Genomic DNA, 21483 nt, shown 5'->3' with positions numbered 1-21483 from the left:
GATTCCCGACGGTCTGGACGGCATGCGCGTGGACGCCGGCCTCGCGAAGCTCCTGGGCCTCTCGCGCACGGTCGTCGCTGCCATCGCCGACGCGGACGAGGTGCTGGTCAACGGCCGCGTCGTCGGCAAGTCCGACCGGCTGACGGCCGGGGCGATGCTCGAGATCACGCTGCCGGCGCCGCCGCAGCCGATCACCGTGCAGGCGATCCCCGTCGAGGGGCTGAAGATCATCCACGAGGACGACGACATCATCGTCGTCGACAAGCCCGTCGGTGTCGCCGTGCACCCGTCGCCGGGCTGGACCGGGCCGACCGTGGTGGGCGGGCTCGCCGCCGCGGGCCACCGCGTCGCCACGTCCGGTGCCGCCGAGCGCCAGGGCGTCGTGCACCGGCTCGACGTCGGCACGACCGGCGTCATGGTCGTCGCGAAGTCCGAGTCGGCCTACTCCGCGCTGAAGCACGCCTTCAAGGAGCGGACCGTCGACAAGGTCTACCACGCGATCGTGCAGGGCCACCCGGACCCGATCAAGGGCACCATCGACGCCCCGATCGACCGCCACCCGAAGCACGACTACAAGTTCGCCGTGATGAACTCCGGCAAGCCCTCCATCACGCACTACGAGGTGATCGAGGCGTTCCGCGCGGCGTCGTTCGTCGAGGTGCACCTGGAGACCGGCCGCACCCACCAGATCCGCGTGCACTTCTCGGCGCTGCACCACCCGTGCGTCGGCGACCTGACCTACGGCGCCGACCCGACGCTGGCCAAGCGCCTCGGGGTGTCGCGGCAGTGGCTGCACGCGCGTCAGCTCGGGTTCCACCACCCCGGCACCGGCGAGTGGGTCGCGTTCACCTCCGACTACCCGGACGACCTGGCCGCGGCGCTGGAGAAGCTGCGCGACGAGGGCTGATTGCGTCTGGGTAAATCACCGGTTGACGACGTTGCACTTGATGTCAATCGGTGTGCTCAATAGCGTTCTCGGCATGAACCTCATCGTTCTCGCAGCCTCCGGACGGACCGGTCTGGTGCTGACCCGGCAGGCCCTCGGCCGCGGTCACACCGTCACGGCCGTCGCCCGCGACCCGCGGCGGATCGGCCTCGGCCACGCGAACCTCCGCAAGGTGGCGGGCGACGTGACGGACCCCGCGAGCATCGCCGCGGTCGTCTCCCCGGACTCCGTCGTGGTGTCCGGGCTCGGCACCGACGTGCCCGGCGTGCTGCACGACGGCGCCCGGGCCGTGATCGCCGCCGGACCGCGCCGGATCGTCTGGCTCGGCGCCTACGGAACGGGCCCGTCCGCCGACGCGGCGGGTCCGGGTGCCGAGGTGCTGTGGACGTTCTTCGGCGACCGCATCCCCGACAAGGTCGCGGCCGACAACGCCGTGCTCGCCGCCGGCGGCACCGTCTTCCACGCCGGGGTGCTGAGCGACGAACCGCCCGGTCCCGGCCGCACGGTCGGTCTCGACGCCGCGCCTCCGTTCGACCTGGGCGCCAAGATCAGCCGCGCCACCGTGGCGGCGGCCATGCTCGACGAGGCCGAGCAGCCGCGGTTCGCCGGCTCGGTCGCGTTGCCGCTAGCGGCCTAGAACGTCCTGGACGGTCGTCCGCACCTGGTCGCGCAGCCAGGCGTGGGCGAGGTCGGAGTCGTAGCGCTGGTGCCAGTTGCAGTTGACCGGTGCCTCCGGCGACTCGGCCGGCAACGGGTGGGTGACCAGCCCGAACGCCTCGATCAGCGGGCCGCAGAGGATCGCCGTGGTGGTGACCAGCGCGTCGCTCGCGGCCGCGATCTGCAGGGCGGAGTGCACGGTGGCCACGGTCGCGATCACCCGCCGCCGCAGGCCCTGCGCGGCCAGCAGGTCGTCGATCGGGGCGGTGAGCCGTCCGCGCCGGGAGACCAGCACGTGCGGGTGCTCGGCGTAGGAGCGCAGGTCCAGTTCAGTGCACGGGTGGCCGGACCGCGTGACCACCGCGAGAGGGTCGGTGCCGAGCGTCTCCGAGCGGAACTCGGGGAGGTCGGGAGCACCACCGCCGAGCTCCAGGTCGACCCGGCCGTGCCGCAGGTCGTCGGTGTCGGCGGAGTGCTCGGCGAGCACCCGCAGCCGCACGCCGGGAGCCTGCTCCGCGATCCTGCCGACCAGCGCCGGCACCACCGACGAGGCCAGGGCGTCGTGGCACTGGACGGTGAACGTGCGGTCCAGTTCGGCCAGGTCCAGCTCACGGCTCGGCGCCAGCACGGCGTTGGCCTGCCGCACCAGCCGGTGCACCTCGTCGGCGATCGCCAGCGCGTACGGCGTCGGCGTCATCGTGTGCCCCGTCCGCACCAGGATGTCGTCGCCCGTCACCTTCCTGATCCGGCCGAGCGTGCGGCTGACCGCCGGCGACGACAGGTGCAGCCGCTGCGCAGCCCCCATCACGCTGCCCTCTTCGAGCAGGGCGTCCAGCACGGTCAGCAGGTTCAGATCCGCTTGCATGACGGACAATCTTGGAGGAAACCATGCTCGCCGCCACCACCGCCGCCGTCCGCGCAGCCGGGGCCCGGATGTCGAAGCGCTACTCGACCGAGTCGCGCACGTCCTCCCTCGACGAGCTCGTCGCGGCCGTCCGCGCCAACGACGCCGCCGTCGTCGACGTCCTGAAGCCCGCGCTCGCGGAGATCCGCCCGCGAGCCCGCTGGCTCGACGACGAGCACGGCTCGGGGGAGCTGGAGCCGGGCGAGTGGTGGCTCGTCGACCCGGTCGGCGGCAACATGAACGCGGTGCAGGGCATGACCGACTGGAACATCGGCGTCAGCCTGGTCCGCGACGGCCGCCCGGTGCTCGCGGTCCTGCACTTCCCGTTGTCCGACGAGACCTGCACGGCTGTGGAGGGGGAGGGCGCCTTCCTGAACGGCGTCCGGCTGCGGGTGTCGGAGAAGACGTCCCTGGACGGCGCGCTGACCGGCACCGGGCAGGCACAGCCGGGACAGGGGCCGGAGATGGCCGACCGGGTGGGCGCGTCGTACGCGGCGATGGCGAAGAAGGCCCTCTACGTCCGGGTCTCCGTGCCCGTCACGCACCAGCTCGCCCAGGTCGCCGCCGGACGGATGGACGTGCACTGGCAGTACGACAACGTGCGCGCGCACGCGTCCGGTGTGCTGCTCGTGCAGGAAGCGGGCGGTGTCGTCACCGATTTCGACGGCAAGCCGTGGACGCTGACCAGCACCGGGTACCTGGCCGCGGCGCCGGGCGTGCACGCCGAGGCGCTGGAGGTCCTGGGTTAGTCGTCGACGGTCCAGACCAGGGTGTTCTGGTCGACCTCCGGGCGGACGCTCCAGCGGACCTGGATGATCTCGGTCGCGTCCGGCAGCACGAACACGCTGTGCCCGCCCGCGGTCTCGCCGGGCTGCACGCCGAGCTTGTGCGCCGGGCGGGAGGACAGCGAGACGGGGGCCTTCGTGACGGTCTCGCCCGTCTTGGTCACCAGGACGAGGTACATGTCCGGCAGGGAGGTGTACGGCACCTGCGAGGTGTTCGTCACCTCGGTGTGCACGACCACGGCCCGCTCGCCGTCGGCGAGCTTGTAGCCGGCCGCCGTGAAGAGGAAGTCGGCCGGGTCGACGACCTCGACCAGCTGGATCGACAGGCGGGCGCCCTCGAGGCTGTCCGCCTCCAGCGCCGTGCCGATCTTGCCGGTCCGCGAGAGGGGCTTGGGCTGCGGCTGGTCGGCGCGCACCCAGCCCGCCGACTGCGGCGGGCCCCAGGTCGACTGCGGCGGCTGCTGAGCCGGGAACGGCTGGCTCACCGGACCCTGCGGACCGTACTGCTGGACCTGGTGGGGGCCGCTCTGGTGCACCGCGTACGGCCCGGACGGCGGGCCGCCCATGTAGTTGCCGTAGGCGGCGGCGTTCGCGAGCGCCCGGCGGACGCCGTTCGGGTCGCACTCCACGCCCACGAGCAGGGGCAGGCCGCTGCCCGACAGGGTGATCAACCGCATGGCCGCCTCGCGCGGGTCCATGCCGAGGCGCTGGGCGATCTCGTGCACGGCGGCACGACCCGACTCGGCGAGAACGGCGAGAAGGCGAGCGTCTACGGGATCGGGGACCACCACGAAAAGAACGCTACCCGCCGCTGCGGAGGCGTGTGCCACCGCATACCTGATCGAGATCATGCGGGCGCCGTGGCCTTCGCCACGGCGTGTCGCCGAGGCGTTCGCGAATCGCGGAGGCCAATCCGAGGCTGCCGCGAGCGGTGCCTGTAGTGTTGGCGGGCGCCCGGACGTGTTCGTCCCTCATTCGCGCTAAAACGCTTGCTACACAAGGGGGTTGCCGGTGGCAGACTCGTTTGTGCACCTGCACGTGCACACCGAGTACTCGATGCTCGACGGCGCGGCCAAGGTGGCCCCGCTGTTCGAGGAGGCCGGGCGTCTCGGCATGACGGCGGTCGGCATGAGCGACCACGGCAACATGTACGGGTCCGACGAGTTCTACCAAACGGCGCAGAAGACCGGTATCAAGCCGATCATCGGCATCGAGGCCTACCTCGCACCGCACAACCGCCTGCACAAGAAGCCGGTCTTCTGGGGCGACCCGGGCCAGCGCGGCGACGACATCTCCGGTGCGGGTGCCTACACGCACATGACGATGTGGGCCCGCAACGCGGACGGCCTGCGGAACCTCTTCCGGCTGCACACCGAGGCGAGCAAGACGGGCTACTACTACAAGCCCCGCATGGACCGCGAGCTCGTCGCGCAGCACTCCGACGGCATCATCGCGACGACCGGCTGCCCGTCCGGCGAGGTGCAGACCCGGCTGCGGCTCGGCCACGTCGACGAGGCGCTCAAGGCCGCGGCCGACTACCAGGACATCTTCGGCAAGGAGAACTTCTTCCTGGAGCTGATGGACCACGGCCTCGACATCGAGCGCCGCGTCCGCGACGGCCTGCTGGAGATCAGCAAGAAGCTCGGCATCCCGCCGCTCGCCACCAACGACAGCCACTACGTCACCAAGGACCAGGCGGACACGCACTCCGCGTTGCTCTGCGTGCAGTCCGGCAAGATGCTGACGGACCCGAACCGGTTCAAGTTCGACGGCGACGGTTACTACCTGAAGTCGTCCGAGGAGATGCGGCAGATCTGGAAGGACCTGCCGGAGGCGTGCGACAACACGCTGCTCGTCGCGGAGATGGTCGAGTCCTACGACGACATCTGGAGCATCAAGGACCGGATCCCGAACTTCGAGGTCCCCGAGGGCGAGGACCAGGCGTCCTGGTTCCGCAAGGAGATCCGGCGCGGCCTCGAGTGGCGCTTCCGCGGCCAGGAGGTGCCGCAGGAGTACATCGAGCGCTGCGACTACGAGGCCAAGGTCATCATCGACAAGGGCTTCCCGGCGTACTTCCTCATCGTCGCCGACCTGATCAACTACGCCCGCAGCGTGGGCATCCGCGTCGGTCCCGGCCGTGGTTCCGCCGCGGGCGCCGCCGTGTCGTGGGCGCTCGGCATCACCAACATCGACCCGATCCCGCACGGTCTGCTGTTCGAGCGGTTCCTGAACCCCGAGCGCACCGCCATGCCCGACATCGACATCGACTTCGACGACCGCCGTCGAGGCGAGATGATCCGGTACGCGAGCGAGAAGTACGGCGCCGACAAGGTCGCCCAGGTCATCACCTTCGGCACCATCAAGACCAAGGCCGCGCTGAAGGACTCGGCGCGCGTGCACCACGGCCAGCCGGGCTTCGCGATCGCCGACAAGATCTCCAAGGCGCTGCCCCCACCGATCATGGCGAAGGACATCCCGCTCAACGGCATCATCAACAAGAGCCACCCGCGCTACAACGAGGCGGCCGAGGTCCGCTCGCTGCTCGAGACCGACGCCCAGGTGAAGGAGATCTTCGACACCGCGCTCGGCCTGGAGGGCCTGATCCGCAACGCCGGCGTGCACGCCTGCGCGGTCATCATGTCGAAGGACCCGCTGTCCGACTCGATCCCGCTCTGGTACCGCGACGACGGCTCGTTCATCACCGGCTGGGACTACCCGTCGTGCGAGAACATCGGCCTGCTGAAGATGGACTTCCTCGGGCTGCGCAACCTGACGGTCATGGGCGACGCCATCGAGAACATCGAGATGAACCGGGGCAAGGACGCCGTCCCGGACTTCGACACCCTCCCGATGGACGACCCGGAGACGTACGCGCTGCTCGGCCGCGGTGACACGCTCGGCGTGTTCCAGCTGGACGGTGGCCCCATGCGCGACCTGCTGCGCCGCATGCAGCCGACGTCGTTCGAGGACATCGTCGCGGTCGGCGCGCTGTACCGCCCCGGTCCGATGGGTGTGAACGCGCACAACGACTACGCGGACCGCAAGAACGGCCGCCAGGAGGTCAAGCCGATCCACCCGCAGCTCGCCGAGCCCCTCAAGGAGATCCTCGGCGAGACGCACGGCCTGATCGTCTACCAAGAGCAGATCATGTTCATCGCCCAGGAGGTCGCCGGGTACTCCATGGGGCGCGCGGACGTGCTCCGCAAGGCGATGGGCAAGAAGAAGGCCGAGGTCCTCGCCAAGGAGTTCGAGGGCTTCCGCGAGGGCATGCGCAACGACCCGCGCGGGTTCTCCGACGAGGCGATCCAGGCGCTGTGGGACACGATCCTCCCGTTCGCCGGCTACGCGTTCAACAAGTCGCACGCCGCCGCGTACGGCCTGATCTCCTACTGGACCGCGTACCTCAAGGCGAACTTCCGCGCCGAGTACATGGCCGCCCTGCTCACGTCGGTCGGTGACAACAAGGACAAGTCCGCGGTCTACCTCGCGGAGTGCCGCCGGCTGGGCATCAAGGTGCTCCCGCCGGACGTCAACGAGTCGGCGCTGCGGTTCAGCGCGGTCGGCACGGACATCCGCTTCGGCCTGGGCGCGATCCGCAACGTCGGCGCGAACGTCGTCGAGTCGATCATCAAGACCCGCAAGGAGAAGGGCGCCTACACGTCCTTCACGGACTTCATGGACAAGTCCGAGCTCGTCGCCTGCAACAAGCGCGTGATCGAGTCGCTGATCAAGGCGGGCGCGTTCGACTCGTTCGGCCACCCGCGCCTCGCGCTGATCCAGGTGCACGAGGACGCGGTCGACGCCGTCGTCCCGATCAAGCGCAAGGAGGCCGAGGGCCAGTTCGACCTGTTCGGCGGCGACAGCGCCGACGACCAGGACGACAGCACCTCGCCGCTCGCGCACCTCAAGTTCGGCACCGAGGAGTACCCGCGCAAGCAGATGCTGAGCCTCGAGAAGGAGATGCTCGGCCTGTACGTCTCCTCGCACCCGCTCGACGGCGCGGAGCGGATCCTGCGCAAGTTCGCACCGAGGCCGATCGCCGTCGTGCTCGACGACCCGCCCAAGGAGGGCGAGCTGATCGTCTCGGGCATGATCTCGTCGATCGAGCGCCGGGTGAACAAGAACGGCCTGCCGTGGGCGATCACGGTGATCGAGGACCTGGACGCCTCCATCGAGGTGCTGTTCTTCCCGAAGGCCTACGAGGTGCTGCGCGACGACCTGGAGCTCGACTCCGCGGTGTGCGTGAAGGGCCGGGTGAACTGGCGCGAGGACAAGATGGCGATCTTCGGCGACGGTGTCGTCCCGCTCGACATCAGCGACGCGGAGATGAACCCGGACGCGGAGCCGCCGCTCGTGCTCGGGCTGCAGACCAAGATGCTGACGCCGGAGCTGATCGAGGAACTGAAGATCACGCTCAAGTCCCACGCGGGCCAGGTCGCCGTGCACCTGGAGGTGCAGAAGCGCGACAAGTCGAAGGAGATGCTGGTGGTGGACAACTACCGCGTCAACACGACGCCCTCGCTCTTCGGCGACCTGAAGACGATCCGCGGGATCACCATCCAGCGGTAGTGGCGAGGTTTCAGTGAACGGGGTTAACTGGGTGAGGTGACGACACTCACCCAGTTGCCCGACGACTACGTCCAGAACCCGCACGAAGTGCACACCCTGCTGCGTGCCGAGGGCCCCGTGCAGGAAGTCCTCATGCCGCACGGGCTCAAGGTCTGGCTCGTGACTCGGTACGACGAGGCGAAGATCGCCCTCACCGCCGCGGAGGTCAGCAAGAACATCGCCGAGGGTGGTCACCTCATGGCGGTGCACTCGTCCGAAAGCGGCCAGCACCGCGAGATCGAGCCCACGCTCTCGGTGCACATGCTCAACATGGACCCGCCCGGCCACACGCGGCTGCGCAAGCTCGTGACCAAGGCGTTCACCGCCCGCCGCATCGAGCTGATGCGCCCGCGCGTGCAGGAGATCGCGGCCGAGCTGATCGCGAAGTTGAACGACGGCGACGAGGTCGACCTGCTGGAGGCGTTCGCGTTCCCGCTGCCCATCACGGTGATCTGCGAGCTGCTCGGCATCCCGATCGACAACCGCGACGACTTCCGCGAGTGGTCGAACCAGCTGCTGACGTTCGGCACGCCCGAGCAGGTCCAGGCCGCCGCGTCCGCGATGGCCGGCTTCCTGTTCCAGCACGTCACGGCGATCGCCGACGCCGAGCCGGACGACACGTTCTTCTCCGCCCTGGTGCACGCCGACGACTCCGGCGACCGGCTGAACACCGAAGAGCTGATCTCGATGGCGTTCCTGCTGCTCGTGGCGGGCCACGAGACGACGGTGAACCTCATCGGCAACGCCGTGCTCTCGTTGCTGCGCAACCCCGACCAGCTGCAGGTCCTCAAGGACCGCCCGGAGCTGATCCCGGCGAGCACCGAGGAGTTCCTGCGGCTGGAGGGCCCGGTCAACGTCGCGACCTTCCGCTACACCAGGGAGCCCCTCGAACTGGGCGGCGTGACCGTGCCCGCGGGCGAGATCCTGATGGTGTCGCTGATCGCCGCGAACCGGGACCCCGAGCGCTACGAGAACCCCGACCGGCTCGACGTGACGCGGTCCGCGCAGGGGCACGTCGCGTTCGGCCACGGCATCCACTTCTGCCTGGGCGCACCGCTGGCCCGGCTGGAGTTCGACGTGGCGCTGACGCAGCTGCTGGAGCGGTTCCCGAACCTGGCGCTGGCGGCGGAGCCGGAGACGCTGGTGTGGCGGGACAGCACGCTGATCCGCGGCCTGCACACCCTGCCGGTACGCCTCGCCTAATGTGCAGCGGGTGGACGACCTGCTGAAGCTCGACCAGGCGCACGTCTGGCACCCGTACGGCCCGATGCCGGGCACCCAGGAACCGCTGCTCGTCTCGGAGGCCTCGGGTGTCCGGCTCACCCTCGCGGACGGCCGGGAGCTGGTCGACGGCATGTCGTCGTGGTGGGCGGCCATCCACGGCTACCGCCACCCGGTGCTCGACGCGGCCGTCACCGAGCAGCTCGGCCGGATGAGCCACGTGATGTTCGGCGGGCTCACGCACGAGCCCGCCATCCGGCTGAGCGCGAAGCTCGTCGAGATCACCCCCGAGCCGTTGCAGCACGTCTTCCTCGCCGACTCGGGCTCGGTGTCGGTCGAGGTCGCGATCAAGATGTGCCTGCAGTACTGGCGGTCGCGCAAGCGGCCGGAGAAGCGCCGCCTGATGACGTGGCGCGGCGGGTACCACGGGGACACGTTCAACCCGATGTCCGTGTGCGACCCCGACGGCGGAATGCATTCGCTCTGGCGTGGAATCCTGCCGGTCCAGGTGTTCGCGGACGCGCCGCCGGCCGAGATGGACACCGCCTACGTCCAGCACCTCGCGGACCTCGTCGAGCAGCACGCCGACGAACTCGCCGCGATCATCGTCGAGCCCGTCGTGCAGGGTGCCGGTGGCATGCGGTTCCACGACCCGCGATATCTGCACGTGCTGCGAGAGCTCGCGTACACACACGACGTGCTTCTCGTGTTCGACGAGATCGCCACGGGATTCGGCCGCACCGGCGAACTCTTCGCCGCCGACCACGCGAACGTCAGCCCGGACGTGATGTGCCTCGGCAAGTCGCTGACGGGCGGCTACCTGACGATGGCCGCCACCCTCTGCACGTCACGGGTGGCGGACGGGATCAGCAAGGGCGAGGTGCCGGTGCTCGCGCACGGGCCGACGTTCATGGGCAACCCGCTCGCGTCGGCGGTGTCGCTGGCGTCGATCGACCTGCTGCTGTCCCAGAACTGGAGGAGAGAAGTCGCTCGCATCTCGGCCGGGCTGTCCGAGGGCCTTGCGCCCGCGCGCGCCTTGCCCGGCGTTCGGGACGTGCGCGTGTTGGGCGCTATCGGCGTCGTGCAACTGAACGAGCCGGTGGACATGGCGCGCGCCACACAGGCCGCCGTGGATGCCGGGGTGTGGCTGCGGCCGTTCCGCGACCTCGTCTACACGATGCCGCCGTTCATCAGCACGGACGAGGACGTGGCCCGGATCGCCGCCGCCGTGGTGGCCGCCGCCCGCTAACGTGACACCTCATGGGGAAACTCCCGGCCGCCCTGGGCGCGGTCGTCCTGCTCGCCGCGGTTCTCGTCGTGCCGGCGCGGGCGTCGGACGAGCCCGTCACGTTCCCCAAGCTCCACGGCTCGGGCCGCGGCGGCACGATCAGCCTCCCCGGGACGGGCAGGTGCCTCGACGCGGCGCTGGAGGAGATCGACCGCAACGGCGGCAAGGTGCAGATGTGGACGTGCGGCCTCGCCGGTGACGAGCAGCAGTGGCGCTACGACCACCTTCCCGAGATCGGCGCCGGCGCGTACGTCGTCAGCCAGGCCAACGGCAAGTGCCTCGTGGTCGCCCCGGAGGAGCTCGGCGCCGAGGGCGGCAGGCTCCAGATGTGGGACTGCACCGGCCGCGTGGAGCAGCGGTGGGAGGTCATCCACCACCAGGGCGACCTGTTCCTCACGAGCAAGGCGACCAAGGGGGTCCTCGGCGTGTGGAGCGTCTACGAGGGCGCGCCGATCGGTGTGCACGGCAAGAGCTGAGAGCCACGACGGCGCCCCCCGTACGCCTCTACGGCGAGGGCTGGACGTCGATCGCGGCCGCGAGCTGCGTGTCGGTCGGCTCGACCAGGACGTCCCCGCCCGGCAGCACCAGGACGGGGATGTTCCGGCGTCCGGACAGTTCGACGGCCCGATCACGCGCCGCGTCGTCGTTCGCGACGTCGACGTAGGTGAACGGCACGTTGTTGCGGGTCAGCCAGGACTTGGCCCGGCGGCAGTCACCGCACCACTCGGCGCCGTACATCACGATCGGTTGCTCAGTCATGCCCTCACGGTAGGTGACGTCCTAAGGTGATGGTTCGTGAGCGTGCTGGTGATCACCGGAACCGGGACCGAGGTCGGCAAGACCGCCGTCACCGCGGGCATCGCGGCGCTGGCCAGGGCAGAGGGCAGACGGGTCGCGGTGCTGAAGCCCGCGCAGACCGGCCTGCTGCCCGGCGAGCCCGGCGACGTGGCGGAGGTGGCGCGGCTGGCGGGCGACGTGACGACGCGTGAGCTGGTCAGATACCCCGACCCGCTGGCGCCGGCCACCGCGGCCAGACGCGCGGGCATGGCCACCTTGCGCCCCCAAGAGGTCGCCGCGGAGGTGACGAAGCTCGACGAGACCCACGACCTGGTGCTGGTCGAGGGCGCCGGCGGGTTGCTGGTGCGGTTCGACGAGGCCGGGTCGACCCTGGCCGACATCGCGTGGGCCGTGAACGCGCCTGTCCTGATCGTGGCCCAGGCCGGGCTCGGGACGCTGAACGCCACGGCGCTGACGGCGGAGGCGCTGCAACGGCGCGGGCTGGAGTCGGTCGGCGTGGTCGTCGGCAGCTGGCCGTCGCACCCCGACCTCGCGTCCCTCACGAACCTGGCCGACCTGCCCGAGGCCGCGGGGGCCCCGCTGCTCGGCGCGCTGCCGCAGGGTGTGACGAAGCTCGGCTCCGCGGACTTCCTCCCGGTGGCCAGGAGAGCGTTCTCACCCTGGTTCGGGGGCGAGTTCGACCCGGAGACGTTCGCGGCTCGATTCGCGGTCCAGTGACCTACGTCGCTCCACGATGAAGGATCCAGTGCGGCATAGTGCACGCCAGGCCACAGGAGGAGGAGAGACCGTGACCGCAGCACCGGAACAGATCGACGTGCTCGACGAGGCTCGCGAGCAGGTGCTCGAACGAGGCGTCGGGCTCACCGAGGCCCAGGTGCTGAAGGTGCTCGAGCTCCCCGATGACCGGATCCCCGAGCTGCTGGCGCTGGCGCACGAGGTCCGCGAGCGCTGGTGCGGCCCCGAGGTCGAGGTCGAGGGCATCGTCTCGCTCAAGACCGGCGGCTGCCCCGAGGACTGCCACTTCTGCTCGCAGTCCGGCCAGTTCCCCTCGCCGGTGCGCTCGGCGTGGCTCGACATCCCGGGCCTGGTCCGCGCGGCGCGGCAGACCCGCGACACCGGCGCGACCGAGTTCTGCATCGTCGCGGCCGTGCGCGGCCCGGACAAGCGGCTGCTCTCGCAGGTGCGCGACGGCATCAAGGCCATCCGCGCCGACGGCAACGACATCCAGATCGCCTGCTCGCTCGGCATGCTCACGCAGGAGCAGGTCGACGAGCTCGTGGCGATGGGCGTGCACCGCTACAACCACAACCTCGAGACGGCCCGCTCGCACTTCCCGAACGTCGTCACCACGCACTCCTGGGAGGAGCGCTGGGACACGTTGCGGATGATCCGCGACGCCGGCATGGAGGTCTGCTGCGGCGGCATCATCGGCATGGGGGAGACCCTGGCGCAGCGCGCGGAGTTCGCCGTGCAGCTCGCCGAGCTGGAGCCCGACGAGGTCCCGCTGAACTTCCTCATCCCGAACCCCGGCACGCCGTACGAGAACTACCCGGTCGTGGAGGGCGCCGAGGCGCTGCGCACGGTCGGCGCGTTCCGCCTCGCCCTGCCGCGCACGATCCTGCGGTTCGCGGGCGGCCGTGAGCTCACGTTCGGCGACCTGGGCGCGAAGCAGGGCATGCTCGGCGGCATCAACGCGATCATCGTCGGCAACTACCTGACGAACCTCGGCCGCCCGGCGCAGCAGGACCTCGACATGCTCGAGGAGCTGTCGATGCCCATCAAGGCGCTGAGCCAGACCCTGTGATGATCACTACCGTGTACTGCTCCTTCTGCGGCAAAGAGGAAGCTGACGGCGACCACGCGGTCTGCCGTCAGCGGTTGTCGGTGATCGATCCGCCCAGGTACTGCGGGGAATGCGCGCGCCGCATGGTCGTCCAGGTGACCCCGGACGGCTGGACGGCGCGCTGCAGCCGCCACGGGGAGATCGGGTCCGCTCGGTAGTAACCTCTCGCGAATGGACGAGAACGCAGCGCCGGTGCGCACCGAACCCGTGCCGGAGCCGCCGTACGTCTACCACTACTACCTCCGGCCACGGCCGAAGGTGGTGGTGAAGCGGGACCTGCTGCCGGGCCTGGTGGTCGCGCTGACGACGTTCGCGGCCGGGCTGCCCGCGGCCTACCTGTGGTCGTGGCTCGCCCCGGCGCAGCTCAAGATCGTCTCGCCGCAGGACGGCAAGTTCTACCCGATCGGCGTGGAGAGCTACCACCGGCTCGACGCGCTGATGGTGTTCGTGCTGATCGGTCTCGGCGCGGGCGTGGTCACCGGCATCGCGGTGTGGCTGCTGAGGCAGCGGCGCGGTCCCGTGGCGATGCTCGGCATGACCGCGGGCTCGTTCGGCGCGGCCTGGTTCGCGCAGTACCTGGGCGGCTCGCTGGCCGCCGGCCGCTACCCGATGCCGTCGACGATCGAGGCGAACGACACCCTGCTCGTGGCCCCGGCCCTGGAGACGTGGTGGGGAATCCTCGCGTGGCCGCTGGGCGCGGCTCTCGCCTACGGCTGCTGCGCGGCGTGGAACGGCCTGGACGACCTGGGGCGGCGCCTCGGCTGAGGCACCGCCCTCGTGGTGGCCTATCCGACCCGATAGGCGAAGTCGGGCATGTCGGTCACGAACATCTGCCCCGGCGCGTGCGTGATCGCGAACGGCGGCCTGGACTTCATCAGCACCGCCTGCGGCGTCACCCCGCACGCCCAGAACACCGGCACGTCACCGGGTTCGTGCTCCACGGCATCGCCGAAGTCCGGTGCGCCGACGTCGGAGATCCCGAGCATCTTCGGGTCGCCCGCGCCGACCGGCGCCCCGTGCACCGACGGCATGAGCGCCGTGACCTTGTGCGCCATGTCCACAAGGGACTCCGGGATCCAGCGCATCGACACGACCATCGGCCCGTGCAGCCTCCCGGCGGGCCGGCACTGGATGTCCGTGACGAACATGGAGACGTTCCTGCCTTGCTCGACGTGCCGCAGCGGCACCCCCGCGTTGACGAGCGCGGTCTCGAACGTGAAGCTGCAGCCGATCAGGAACGTCACCAGGTCGTCGCGCCAGAACCCGGTCGCGTCCTCCGGTTCCGCTGTCAGCTCACCGTTCTCCCAGACCCGGTAGCGCGGTGCGTGCGTGCGCACGTCGGCGTCCCGCTTGAGCGCGCTGACCGTCTCGCCCGCGTCCAGCACGTCGAGCACCGGGCACGGCTTGGGGTTGCGGTGGGTGAAGAGGAGGAAGTCGTACGCCCAGTCCCTGGGGATGGCGATGAGGTTGGCCTGCGCCTGGCCCGGCGCCTGTCCCGCGGTCGTCATTCGAGCTCCTTGTTGGCGGTCTCCGGCAGCCAGACCAGTGCGACGACGGCGATCCCGTACGCGGCCGCCCCGAACAGCATCGCACCGCCGATGCCCAGCCGGTCGGCCATGAAGCCGACCAGCCCGGGGAACACGGCGCCGAACGCGCGCCCGAGGTTGTAGGTGAAGCCCTGCCCCGTGCCGCGCAGCTGCGTCGGGTAGAGCTCGCTGAGGTAGCTGCCGAACCCGCTGAAGATGGCGGACGTGCAGAACCCGAGCGGGAAACCGAGGAACATGACCAACGTGTTGGCACCGTTGGGGATCTGCGTGTACGCCACGATCAGCAACGCGCTGGTGACCGCGAACAGCGCGAAAGTCTTCTTGCGCCCCAGGTAGTCCGTCAGGTAGCCGCCGCACACGTACCCGATCCACGCACCGGTGATGAGGAACGCGAGGTACCCGCCCGTGCCGATGATCGTGAGCCCGCGCCCGGTCTGCAGGAACGCCGGCAACCACAGGGCGAGCGTGTAGTACCCGCCCTGCACACCCGTTGCGAGCAACGCCGCGAACAGCGTGGTCTTGAGGATCGGCCCCTGGAAGATCTTCGGGAACGTCCCGCGCGCCCTGGGCTGCGCCTTGACCTCGGGGGCGTCGTCGACGTTGCGGCGCACGTAGAAGATGAGGACCGCGGGCAGCGCGCCCGTCCAGAACATGACCCGCCAGCTGATGGCGGGGTCGGCCAAGCTCGCCACCAGGGTGTTGACGACGACGGCGAGCCCCCAGCCCACGGCCCACGCGCTCTGGATGAACGCCACCGTGCGCCCGCGGTACTTCGGCTTGCAGTACTCGGCCACGAGGATCGCCCCGGCCGCCCACTCGCCACCGAAACCGAGGCCCTGCAACGCCCGGAACACCAGCAGCGTCTCGTAGTTCGTCGCGAAGCCGCACAGCACGGTGAAGAACGCGTACGCCGCCACGGTGATGATGAGCGTTCTCGACCGCCCGAACCGGTCGGCCATGACGCCCGCCACCGCGCCGCCGATGGCGCTCATGATCAGCGTGCTCGTGCCCAGCAGGCCCGCTTCCGCCTTGGTGAGGCCGAAATAGCCGGTGATCGCGACCAGGCTCAGCGGCAGAACCCAGTAGTCGTACGAGTCCAGCCCATAGCCGCCGAACGCGCCGATGAACGCGCGCCTGCCCTTCTGGCCCAGACTGCGGAACCAGGCGAAACGGCCTGTGTCCTCGGTCGTGGTCGTGCTCATGCGACACCTCGCAGCGTGGTGGAGGAGTGGTCGAATGTGATGTGGGACTCAGCGTATGGGATTGTTGAACAATCCGACAAGACCACAATTCAACGATCCGACGATCGGTGGGTGGGGATGGGCTGAGCGGCGCTCCTGGGTGCGGCTCAACGGGCTGCGGCTCAACGGGCTTCGGCTCAGGGGCGGAGGGCCGAGGTGGCCGTGGAACCGCATGCGGGCTGCCTGGGACGGGACCTGCGCGTCGGGGTGTCTGTGTGCCAGAAGGATGCTGGCGGCTCGCGTGGCAGGTGAGACCTAGCTGGAGACGTGGGCGTCGGCTGTCTGTGCGCCATAAGGACGCTGGCGGCTCGCGTGGCGGATGAGCCCCGGCTGGCGACCTGCGCGGCGAGGCGAGAACTGGGCTGGGGGCGCGGTGCGTTCGGCAGGCAGCATGGCGAAATGGGGCACAGCCCTGTGAAGGGACACGTCCTGGCCGGGACTGCCGCCGAGCCGGTCAACTGGGCGCTCGGCTGCGCGTTCCGCCGCCGAGCCGGTCAACTGGGCGGTCGGCTGCGTGCTCCGCCGTCGAGCCGGTCAACTGGGCAGCCGGTTGTGCGTTCCGCTGCCGAGGCCCACCGGCGGCCGGCTGCGCGTTCAGTCGCCGAAGCCGACCAGCGGTCAGGCTTCCGGGCCCACCCACGCCCAGTGCGGACCCCGGCCGAGCCGCCTAGTTGGGCGAAGGCACGTGCCCGAACTCCGTCAACGGCACCGGAACGGCCTTCAAGGTGCTCAAAATCCCGGTCTCCCGGTGCAGCATCCGCCGCACCAGCCGCAAACGGCGGGCCGGCGACCTCTCCTCCAGCAGCCGCTGCCGGTCCTCGACGGGCAGCAGGCAGTCCGCGGCCAGCAGGTACGACAACGCGCCGAGGTCCACGTCCGCGGCGGGGGAGGACCAGTCCTCCCGGTGCCACGCCGCCCCGCAGTAGCGCTCGTGGGCCGCGCGGGCCCCGCGTTCGAGGATGGGCACGACCTCCTGGGCCGCCTCGGGCACCGGGGCGTCGTCCACGTAGTCGACGTGTGCCAGCAGGTAGGGGGCGGTGGTGGTGTCCACGTCCAGCAACCGGAACCGCCGCACCCCGCGCGTCACGATGTCGAAGCGCCCCTCGGGCAGCGGACGTGCGTCGAGGAGGTCGGCCGAGCAGCCGATGTCCTGCAGGGAGCGGACGTTGTCGGCGCCCACCTCCCAGCCCTCCTTGATGCACACGACGCCGAAGGTGCGGCCGAACAGCGAGCCGGTCATCAGGTCGACGACCAGCTGGCGGTAACGCGGTTCGAAGATGTGCAACGGCAGGGACGCCCCAGGCAACAGCACGGTGCCCAGGGGGAACAACGGAAGCGTCTCTGCCACGCGTGCAACGTTACGGGGTGGCAACTCCGCCTGCCGGACGGCCGGATCCCGGCGGCCTGAGCACGGCGAACGGATCGGTCACCTTGATTCCCTTGGCGCTGAACCGGAACAGGGCGGCCGGCCTGCCTCCCGACGGGCCGGGGGGTGCGGTGCCCCCCGTCGGTTCCAGCAGCAGGCGGCGGGAGAGCACGCGTTGCAGGTTCGTCGCGGAGACGCGGTAGCCCAGTGCGGCGGAGTAGTGGTCGCGCAGCAGGGAGATGGTGAACTCCGGTGGTGCCAGGGCGAAACCGAGGTTCGTGTACGACAGCTTCGAGCCGAGCCTGTGCCGCGCTCGCCCGACGATCGAGGCGTGGTCGAACGCCATCGCGGGGAGTTCGTCGACGCAGTGCCACGTGGTGTCCGAGGGGACCTCGGGGTCGACGTCCGACGGGACCAGCCCGAGGAACGCGGTCGCGACGACGCGGGGACCGGGAACGCGGTCCGGGGCGCTGAAGACGGCCAGCTGCTCGACGTGTGACAACTGTCGCACGTCGACTTTTTCCGCCAGCTGACGGCGGATGGAGGACTCCACGTCCTCGTCGACCCGCAGCTCCCCACCGGGCAGCGACCAGCGGTGAGCGTGTGGCTCCCGAGCGCGCTCCCACAGCATGACCTGGAGTGACGCACCTCTCACCCGCAGCACAGCTGCCAGAACTTCATGTCCCACACCGGCCACTCGGCTGATACTATCGGCCACGTTTTCGACCAATAGGCGAAAACCCCGGATCGAGGAGGCAGTGATGGTCGCTACCGCAATCGTGGAGCGAACCGCGTCGGGTGTGTACGGCGGAGTCGAGCCGAACGCAGCGTGGCGGGACGAGGTGTTGCGCCTCGCCGAGGAGCGGGATGCCGTCATCCTGGCGCACAACTACCAGCTGCCCGAGATCCAGGACATCGCCCACCACACCGGCGACTCCCTCGCGCTCAGCAGGATCGCCGCGCAGTCCGACGCGCGGACCATCATCTTCTGCGGCGTGCACTTCATGGCCGAGACCGCGAAGATCCTGAGCCCCGAGAAGACCGTGCTCATCCCGGACGAGCGCGCGGGCTGCTCGCTCGCCGACTCGATCACCGGCGCGCAGCTGCGCGAGTGGAAGGCGCAGCACCCCGGCGCGGTCGTCGTGTCCTACGTGAACACCACGGCCGAGGTGAAGGCCGAGACCGACATCTGCTGCACGTCGTCGAACGCCGTCGACGTGGTGCGCTCGATCCCCGCCGACCGCGAGGTGCTGTTCTGCCCGGACCAGTTCCTGGGCGCGCACGTCAAGCGCGAGACCGGCCGCGAGAACCTGCACATCTGGGCGGGCGAGTGCCACGTCCACGCCGGCATCAACGGTCCCGAGCTGGCCGAGCGCGCCGCCGCGAACCCGGACGCCGACCTGTTCATCCACCCGGAGTGCGGCTGCGCCACCAGCGCGCTGTACCTGAGCGGCGAGGGCATCGTGCCGGCGGAGAAGGTCAAGATCCTCTCGACCGGCGACATGATCACCGCCGCGCGCAGCACGAACGCCCGCAAGGTGCTCGTCGCGACCGAGGTCGGCATGCTGCACCAGCTGCGCAAGGCCGCGCCGGAGATCGACTTCCGCGCCGTCAACGACCGCGCGTCGTGCACCTACATGAAGATGATCACGCCGGCCGCGCTGCTGCGGTGCGTGCGCGACGGTCTGGACGAGGTGCACGTCGACCTGGAGACCGCCAAGCGCGCCCAGGGCGCCGTGCAGCGCATGATCGAGATCGGCCAGCCCGGCGGCGGTGAGTGATGGCCGCGCGCTGGGAGGCGCGAGCCGACCTGATCGTGGTCGGCACGGGCGTGGCGGGTCTCACCGCCGCGCTGCGGGCTCGTGAGCTGGGACTTCGAGTCCTGGTCGTCACGAAGGCCGCGGGGGACGACGGCAACACGCGCTGGGCGCAGGGCGGCGTCGCCGTCGTCCTGGAGGACCAGCACGACCCGGGCGACTCGGTCGCGAGGCACGTCGAGGACACGCTGACGGCGGGCGCGGGCCTCTGCGACGACGCGGCCGTGGCGGCGATCATCACCGGCGGTCCCGCGGCCGTCGCCCGGCTGCGCGAGCGCGGTGCCGTGTTCGACGCCAAGCCGGACGGCCTGCTCGAACGCACCCGCGAAGGCGGCCACAGCGCGTTCCGCGTCGTGCACGCCGGCGGTGACGCGACCGGCGCCGAGGTCGAGCGCGCGCTGCTCAAGGCCACTGTGGACGGACGGGTTCCCCTGCTGGAGAACCACGTCGCGGTCGACGCCGTCAAGACGCCGCTCGGTGCAGTGGCCGGACTGCTGGTACTGGACGGCAACGGCGTACCCGGCGTGCTCACCGCGCCCGCCGTGCTGCTGGCGACCGGTGGCATCGGCCAGATGTACCAGGCGACCTCGAACCCCTCCGTGGCAACGGGTGACGGCCTGGCGCTGGCCCTGCGCGCCGGCGCCCTGGCAGCGGACGTCGAGTTCATCCAGTTCCACCCGACCGTCCTCTACACCGGACGCGGCGCGCGGGGCCGTTGCCCGCTCGTCACCGAGGCCGTGCGCGGTGAGGGTGCCGTGCTGGTCGACGCGACCGGCGCCCGCGTGATGAAGGGCGTGCACCCGCTGGAGGACCTGGCTCCGCGCGACGTCGTGGCGGCCGCGATCACCCGGCACATGGCGGCGGGCCCCGGCGGCGTCGACGACCACGTCTTCCTCGACGCGACGTCGTTGGGGGACATGGCTTCCCGCTTCCCGACCGTCCACGCGGCCTGCGTCTCCGTGGGCATCGACCCGGCCGTGGACCCGATCCCGGTCGCCCCGGCGGCGCACTTCGCGTGCGGCGGCGTGGTGTCCACCGTCGACGGCCGCACCGGCGTGACCGGCCTGTACGCCGTCGGCGAGGTCGCGCGCACCGGTCTGCACGGCGCGAACCGCCTGGCGTCCAACAGCCTCCTCGAAGGCCTGGTCTGCGGCACCCGTGCCGCCGAGACCGTGGCCGCCGACCTCGCCATCGGCCTGGTCGCCCCCGCCCGCGCCGTCGACCCCGCGTTGCCGACGGCGCCGGTGGCGGACAGGGACATGCTCCAGCGCGTGATGTCGCGTTACGCCGCGATCGGCAGGGACGCCGAAGGTCTGGCCGTCGTCGGCTCGGTGCTCGACGTGTCCACTGTGGACAAGCAGCTGGAGTCGCGCGAACTGGTCGAGGACGCGGCGCTGACCATCGCCGCCCGCGCCCTGATCGCGGCGGCGCAGGAACGCACCGAGTCGCGCGGCTGCCACGTCCGCACGGACTTCACCGAGCGCTCCGGGGCGTGGCAGCGCAGCCAGCTCGTCCGGCTCACCCCGACCGGTCAGCCCGTGCTGGCCGATCCCGTTCTGGTGGAGGGTGTCGCATGACCACCGAGAGCAGCATCGACAGCGGCATCGACTGGGACGACGCGAACCGGGTCATCCAGCTCGCGCTCGAGGAGGACCTCCGCTACGGCCTCGACGCCACGACGCTCGCGACCGTGCCGGAGAAGGCCGTCGCCACCGCGGAGATCACCCCCCGGGCGGCCGGCGTGCTGTGCGGGGTCTCCGTGGCCCGCACGGCTTTCCAGCGCTACCTGCCCGAGATCGAGGTGCTGCACGAGGCCTCCGACGGCGACAAGGCCGTGCCCGGCGAACCCGCGCTGGTGCTCAGGGGTTCGACGCGCGGCCTGCTCACCGTCGAACGCACGGCGCTGAACCTGATCTGCCACCTGTCCGGCATCGCCTCGCGGACAGCGCTGTGGGTCGAGGCGGTCGAGGGCACCGGTGCGGCCGTCCGCGACTCGCGCAAGACGTTGCCGGGCCTGCGCTTGCTCCAGAAGTACGCGGTCAGGGCGGGCGGTGGCGTCAACCACCGGATGGGCCTCGGCGACGCGATCCTGATCAAGGACAACCACGTCGCCGCTGCCGGTTCGGTCGGTGCCGCGATCCGCGCGGCGCGTGCGCACGCGCCGGAGCTGCTGATGGAGGTCGAGGTCGACAGCCTGGAGCAGCTCGACGAGGCGCTGGCCGAAGGCGCGGAACTGGTGCTGCTGGACAACTTCACGCCCGAGCAGTGCGCGCGGGCCGTGGAGCGCAGGCCGGAGGGCGTGAAGCTGGAGGCGTCCGGCGGGCTCACCCTGGACATGGCCCGCGCGTACGCCGGGACGGGCGTGGACTACCTGGCCGTCGGCGGGCTCACGCACTCGTCGCCGTCGCTCGACCTCGGCCTGGACCTGAAGTAGCGCAGGGGGCGGCCCGCACCCCCGAGGC

At 70.5% G+C, this 21483-nt stretch carries 20 protein-coding genes; 13 read left to right on the top strand and 7 right to left on the bottom strand.

The annotated features are described in order from the left end of the window. Nucleotides 1–22: 22 nt before the first annotated feature. Together L6E10_RS08245 and L6E10_RS08240 are read left to right on the top strand one after the other, a co-directional pair. A complete protein-coding gene (locus L6E10_RS08245; protein ID WP_236218429.1) occupies nucleotides 23–907 on the top strand; it encodes an RluA family pseudouridine synthase in 885 nt (294 codons plus the stop codon). Nucleotides 908–980: 73 nt separating this feature from the next. Further along, nucleotides 981–1583: an NAD(P)-dependent oxidoreductase gene (locus L6E10_RS08240; RefSeq protein ID WP_236218371.1), complete on the top strand. Its 603-nt coding sequence runs from the start codon at nucleotides 981–983 to the stop codon at nucleotides 1581–1583. Here the strand turns inward: L6E10_RS08240 and L6E10_RS08235 are convergent. Further along, nucleotides 1572–2468, bottom strand: a complete 897-nt coding sequence (locus L6E10_RS08235; protein WP_236218369.1) for a LysR family transcriptional regulator — start codon at nucleotides 2466–2468, stop codon at nucleotides 1572–1574. The genes L6E10_RS08240 and L6E10_RS08235 overlap by 12 nt on opposite strands. Before the next feature lie 23 nt (nucleotides 2469–2491). Here L6E10_RS08235 and L6E10_RS08230 point away from each other — a divergent pair, with 23 nt between their 5' ends. After that, nucleotides 2492–3256 (top strand): inositol monophosphatase family protein, encoded by a 765-nt coding sequence (locus L6E10_RS08230; RefSeq protein ID WP_236218367.1) that lies wholly within the window; start codon nucleotides 2492–2494, stop codon nucleotides 3254–3256. Here the strand turns inward: L6E10_RS08230 and L6E10_RS08225 are convergent. Continuing rightward, nucleotides 3253–4083: an AsnC family transcriptional regulator gene (locus L6E10_RS08225; RefSeq protein WP_236218365.1), complete on the bottom strand. Its 831-nt coding sequence runs from the start codon at nucleotides 4081–4083 to the stop codon at nucleotides 3253–3255. The two genes, L6E10_RS08230 and L6E10_RS08225, sit on opposite strands and share 4 nt — an antisense overlap. A 265-nt stretch (nucleotides 4084–4348) precedes the next feature. On the opposite strand from L6E10_RS08225, the gene dnaE reads away from it, so the two are divergent. Genes dnaE through L6E10_RS08205 form a run of 4 tightly spaced genes read left to right on the top strand, consistent with a single transcriptional unit; the run spans nucleotide 4349 to nucleotide 10885 of the window. Then, nucleotides 4349–7861: a DNA polymerase III subunit alpha gene (gene dnaE / locus L6E10_RS08220; RefSeq protein ID WP_236218427.1), complete on the top strand. Its 3513-nt coding sequence runs from the start codon at nucleotides 4349–4351 to the stop codon at nucleotides 7859–7861. Nucleotides 7862–7897: 36 nt separating this feature from the next. Continuing rightward, on the top strand, nucleotides 7898–9103 hold the full coding sequence (locus tag L6E10_RS08215) for a cytochrome P450 (RefSeq protein ID WP_236218363.1): 1206 nt from the start codon (nucleotides 7898–7900) through the stop codon (nucleotides 9101–9103). A 10-nt stretch (nucleotides 9104–9113) separates the two neighbouring features. Then, nucleotides 9114–10370 (top strand): adenosylmethionine--8-amino-7-oxononanoate transaminase, encoded by a 1257-nt coding sequence (locus L6E10_RS08210; protein WP_308102687.1) that lies wholly within the window; start codon nucleotides 9114–9116, stop codon nucleotides 10368–10370. An 11-nt stretch (nucleotides 10371–10381) separates the two neighbouring features. Next, nucleotides 10382–10885, top strand: a complete 504-nt coding sequence (locus L6E10_RS08205; protein WP_236218361.1) for an RICIN domain-containing protein — start codon at nucleotides 10382–10384, stop codon at nucleotides 10883–10885. A gap of 28 nt (nucleotides 10886–10913) precedes the next feature. On the opposite strand, the gene L6E10_RS08200 is transcribed toward L6E10_RS08205, so the two are convergent. Next, nucleotides 10914–11168 (bottom strand): glutaredoxin family protein, encoded by a 255-nt coding sequence (locus L6E10_RS08200; RefSeq protein ID WP_236218359.1) that lies wholly within the window; start codon nucleotides 11166–11168, stop codon nucleotides 10914–10916. A 36-nt stretch (nucleotides 11169–11204) separates the two neighbouring features. Between L6E10_RS08200 and bioD the strand changes: the two genes are divergently transcribed. The 3 genes from bioD to L6E10_RS08180 all read left to right on the top strand — a co-directional run bounded on the left by bioD (nucleotide 11205) and on the right by L6E10_RS08180 (nucleotide 13815). Beyond that, complete coding sequence (bioD, locus tag L6E10_RS08195; RefSeq protein ID WP_236218357.1) at nucleotides 11205–11924, top strand: dethiobiotin synthase; 720 nt, start codon at nucleotides 11205–11207, stop codon at nucleotides 11922–11924. A gap of 70 nt (nucleotides 11925–11994) precedes the next feature. After that, nucleotides 11995–13011, top strand: a complete 1017-nt coding sequence (gene bioB / locus L6E10_RS08190) for a biotin synthase BioB (RefSeq protein WP_090095644.1) — start codon at nucleotides 11995–11997, stop codon at nucleotides 13009–13011. A gap of 210 nt (nucleotides 13012–13221) precedes the next feature. Next, a complete protein-coding gene (locus L6E10_RS08180) occupies nucleotides 13222–13815 on the top strand; it encodes a DUF2567 domain-containing protein (RefSeq protein WP_236218353.1) in 594 nt (197 codons plus the stop codon). A gap of 20 nt (nucleotides 13816–13835) precedes the next feature. Here the strand turns inward: L6E10_RS08180 and L6E10_RS08175 are convergent, their stop codons facing one another. From L6E10_RS08175 to L6E10_RS08160, 4 genes are all read right to left on the bottom strand, one after another. After that, nucleotides 13836–14558: a putative hydro-lyase gene (locus L6E10_RS08175; protein WP_236218351.1), complete on the bottom strand. Its 723-nt coding sequence runs from the start codon at nucleotides 14556–14558 to the stop codon at nucleotides 13836–13838. Then, nucleotides 14555–15799 (bottom strand): MFS transporter, encoded by a 1245-nt coding sequence (locus tag L6E10_RS08170; RefSeq protein ID WP_236218350.1) that lies wholly within the window; start codon nucleotides 15797–15799, stop codon nucleotides 14555–14557. The genes L6E10_RS08175 and L6E10_RS08170 overlap by 4 nt, the downstream gene beginning before the upstream one ends. A gap of 706 nt (nucleotides 15800–16505) precedes the next feature. Then, a complete protein-coding gene (locus tag L6E10_RS08165; RefSeq protein WP_236218347.1) occupies nucleotides 16506–17186 on the bottom strand; it encodes an LON peptidase substrate-binding domain-containing protein in 681 nt (226 codons plus the stop codon). A gap of 10 nt (nucleotides 17187–17196) precedes the next feature. Then, nucleotides 17197–17865, bottom strand: a complete 669-nt coding sequence (locus L6E10_RS08160; protein ID WP_275676270.1) for an NUDIX domain-containing protein — start codon at nucleotides 17863–17865, stop codon at nucleotides 17197–17199. 100 nt (nucleotides 17866–17965) lie between these two features. Between L6E10_RS08160 and nadA the strand changes: the two genes are divergently transcribed. From nadA to nadC, 3 genes are read left to right on the top strand one after another with little or no spacing between them, the layout of a single operon-like run. Beyond that, on the top strand, nucleotides 17966–18985 hold the full coding sequence (gene nadA / locus L6E10_RS08155) for a quinolinate synthase NadA (protein WP_236218343.1): 1020 nt from the start codon (nucleotides 17966–17968) through the stop codon (nucleotides 18983–18985). After that, the gene (locus L6E10_RS08150) at nucleotides 18985–20598 is read left to right on the top strand and encodes an L-aspartate oxidase (RefSeq protein WP_236218341.1); all 1614 of its coding nucleotides are present in this window, start codon (nucleotides 18985–18987) and stop codon (nucleotides 20596–20598) included. The genes nadA and L6E10_RS08150 overlap by 1 nt, the downstream gene beginning before the upstream one ends. Next, complete coding sequence (gene nadC, locus L6E10_RS08145; protein WP_236218339.1) at nucleotides 20595–21455, top strand: carboxylating nicotinate-nucleotide diphosphorylase; 861 nt, start codon at nucleotides 20595–20597, stop codon at nucleotides 21453–21455. The genes L6E10_RS08150 and nadC overlap by 4 nt, the downstream gene beginning before the upstream one ends. The last annotated feature ends 28 nt before the right edge of the window (nucleotides 21456–21483 follow it).

Source organism: Lentzea sp. CC55 (assembly GCF_021056325.1).
Taxonomy (GTDB): domain Bacteria; phylum Actinomycetota; class Actinomycetes; order Mycobacteriales; family Pseudonocardiaceae; genus Lentzea; species Lentzea jiangxiensis.
The sequence above is the reverse complement of the archived record's forward strand: the minus strand, read 5'-3'. Positions and strand labels throughout refer to the sequence as shown.

Coding starts and splice junctions, on each gene's coding strand:
- L6E10_RS08240 (WP_236218371.1), top strand. CDS start 981: ATGAACCTCATCGTTCTCGCAGCCTCCGGACGGACCGGTCTGGTGCTG.
- L6E10_RS08230 (WP_236218367.1), top strand. CDS start 2,492: ATGCTCGCCGCCACCACCGCCGCCGTCCGCGCAGCCGGGGCCCGGATG.
- L6E10_RS08235 (WP_236218369.1), bottom strand. CDS start 2,468: ATGCAAGCGGATCTGAACCTGCTGACCGTGCTGGACGCCCTGCTCGAA.
- dnaE (WP_236218427.1), top strand. CDS start 4,349: ATGCTCGACGGCGCGGCCAAGGTGGCCCCGCTGTTCGAGGAGGCCGGG.
- L6E10_RS08150 (WP_236218341.1), top strand. CDS start 18,985: ATGGCCGCGCGCTGGGAGGCGCGAGCCGACCTGATCGTGGTCGGCACG.
- nadC (WP_236218339.1), top strand. CDS start 20,595: ATGACCACCGAGAGCAGCATCGACAGCGGCATCGACTGGGACGACGCG.
- L6E10_RS08205 (WP_236218361.1), top strand. CDS start 10,382: ATGGGGAAACTCCCGGCCGCCCTGGGCGCGGTCGTCCTGCTCGCCGCG.
- L6E10_RS08245 (WP_236218429.1), top strand. CDS start 23: ATGCGCGTGGACGCCGGCCTCGCGAAGCTCCTGGGCCTCTCGCGCACG.
- nadA (WP_236218343.1), top strand. CDS start 17,966: ATGGTCGCTACCGCAATCGTGGAGCGAACCGCGTCGGGTGTGTACGGC.
- L6E10_RS08175 (WP_236218351.1), bottom strand. CDS start 14,558: ATGACGACCGCGGGACAGGCGCCGGGCCAGGCGCAGGCCAACCTCATC.
- L6E10_RS08180 (WP_236218353.1), top strand. CDS start 13,222: ATGGACGAGAACGCAGCGCCGGTGCGCACCGAACCCGTGCCGGAGCCG.
- L6E10_RS08170 (WP_236218350.1), bottom strand. CDS start 15,799: ATGAGCACGACCACGACCGAGGACACAGGCCGTTTCGCCTGGTTCCGC.
- L6E10_RS08200 (WP_236218359.1), bottom strand. CDS start 11,168: ATGACTGAGCAACCGATCGTGATGTACGGCGCCGAGTGGTGCGGTGAC.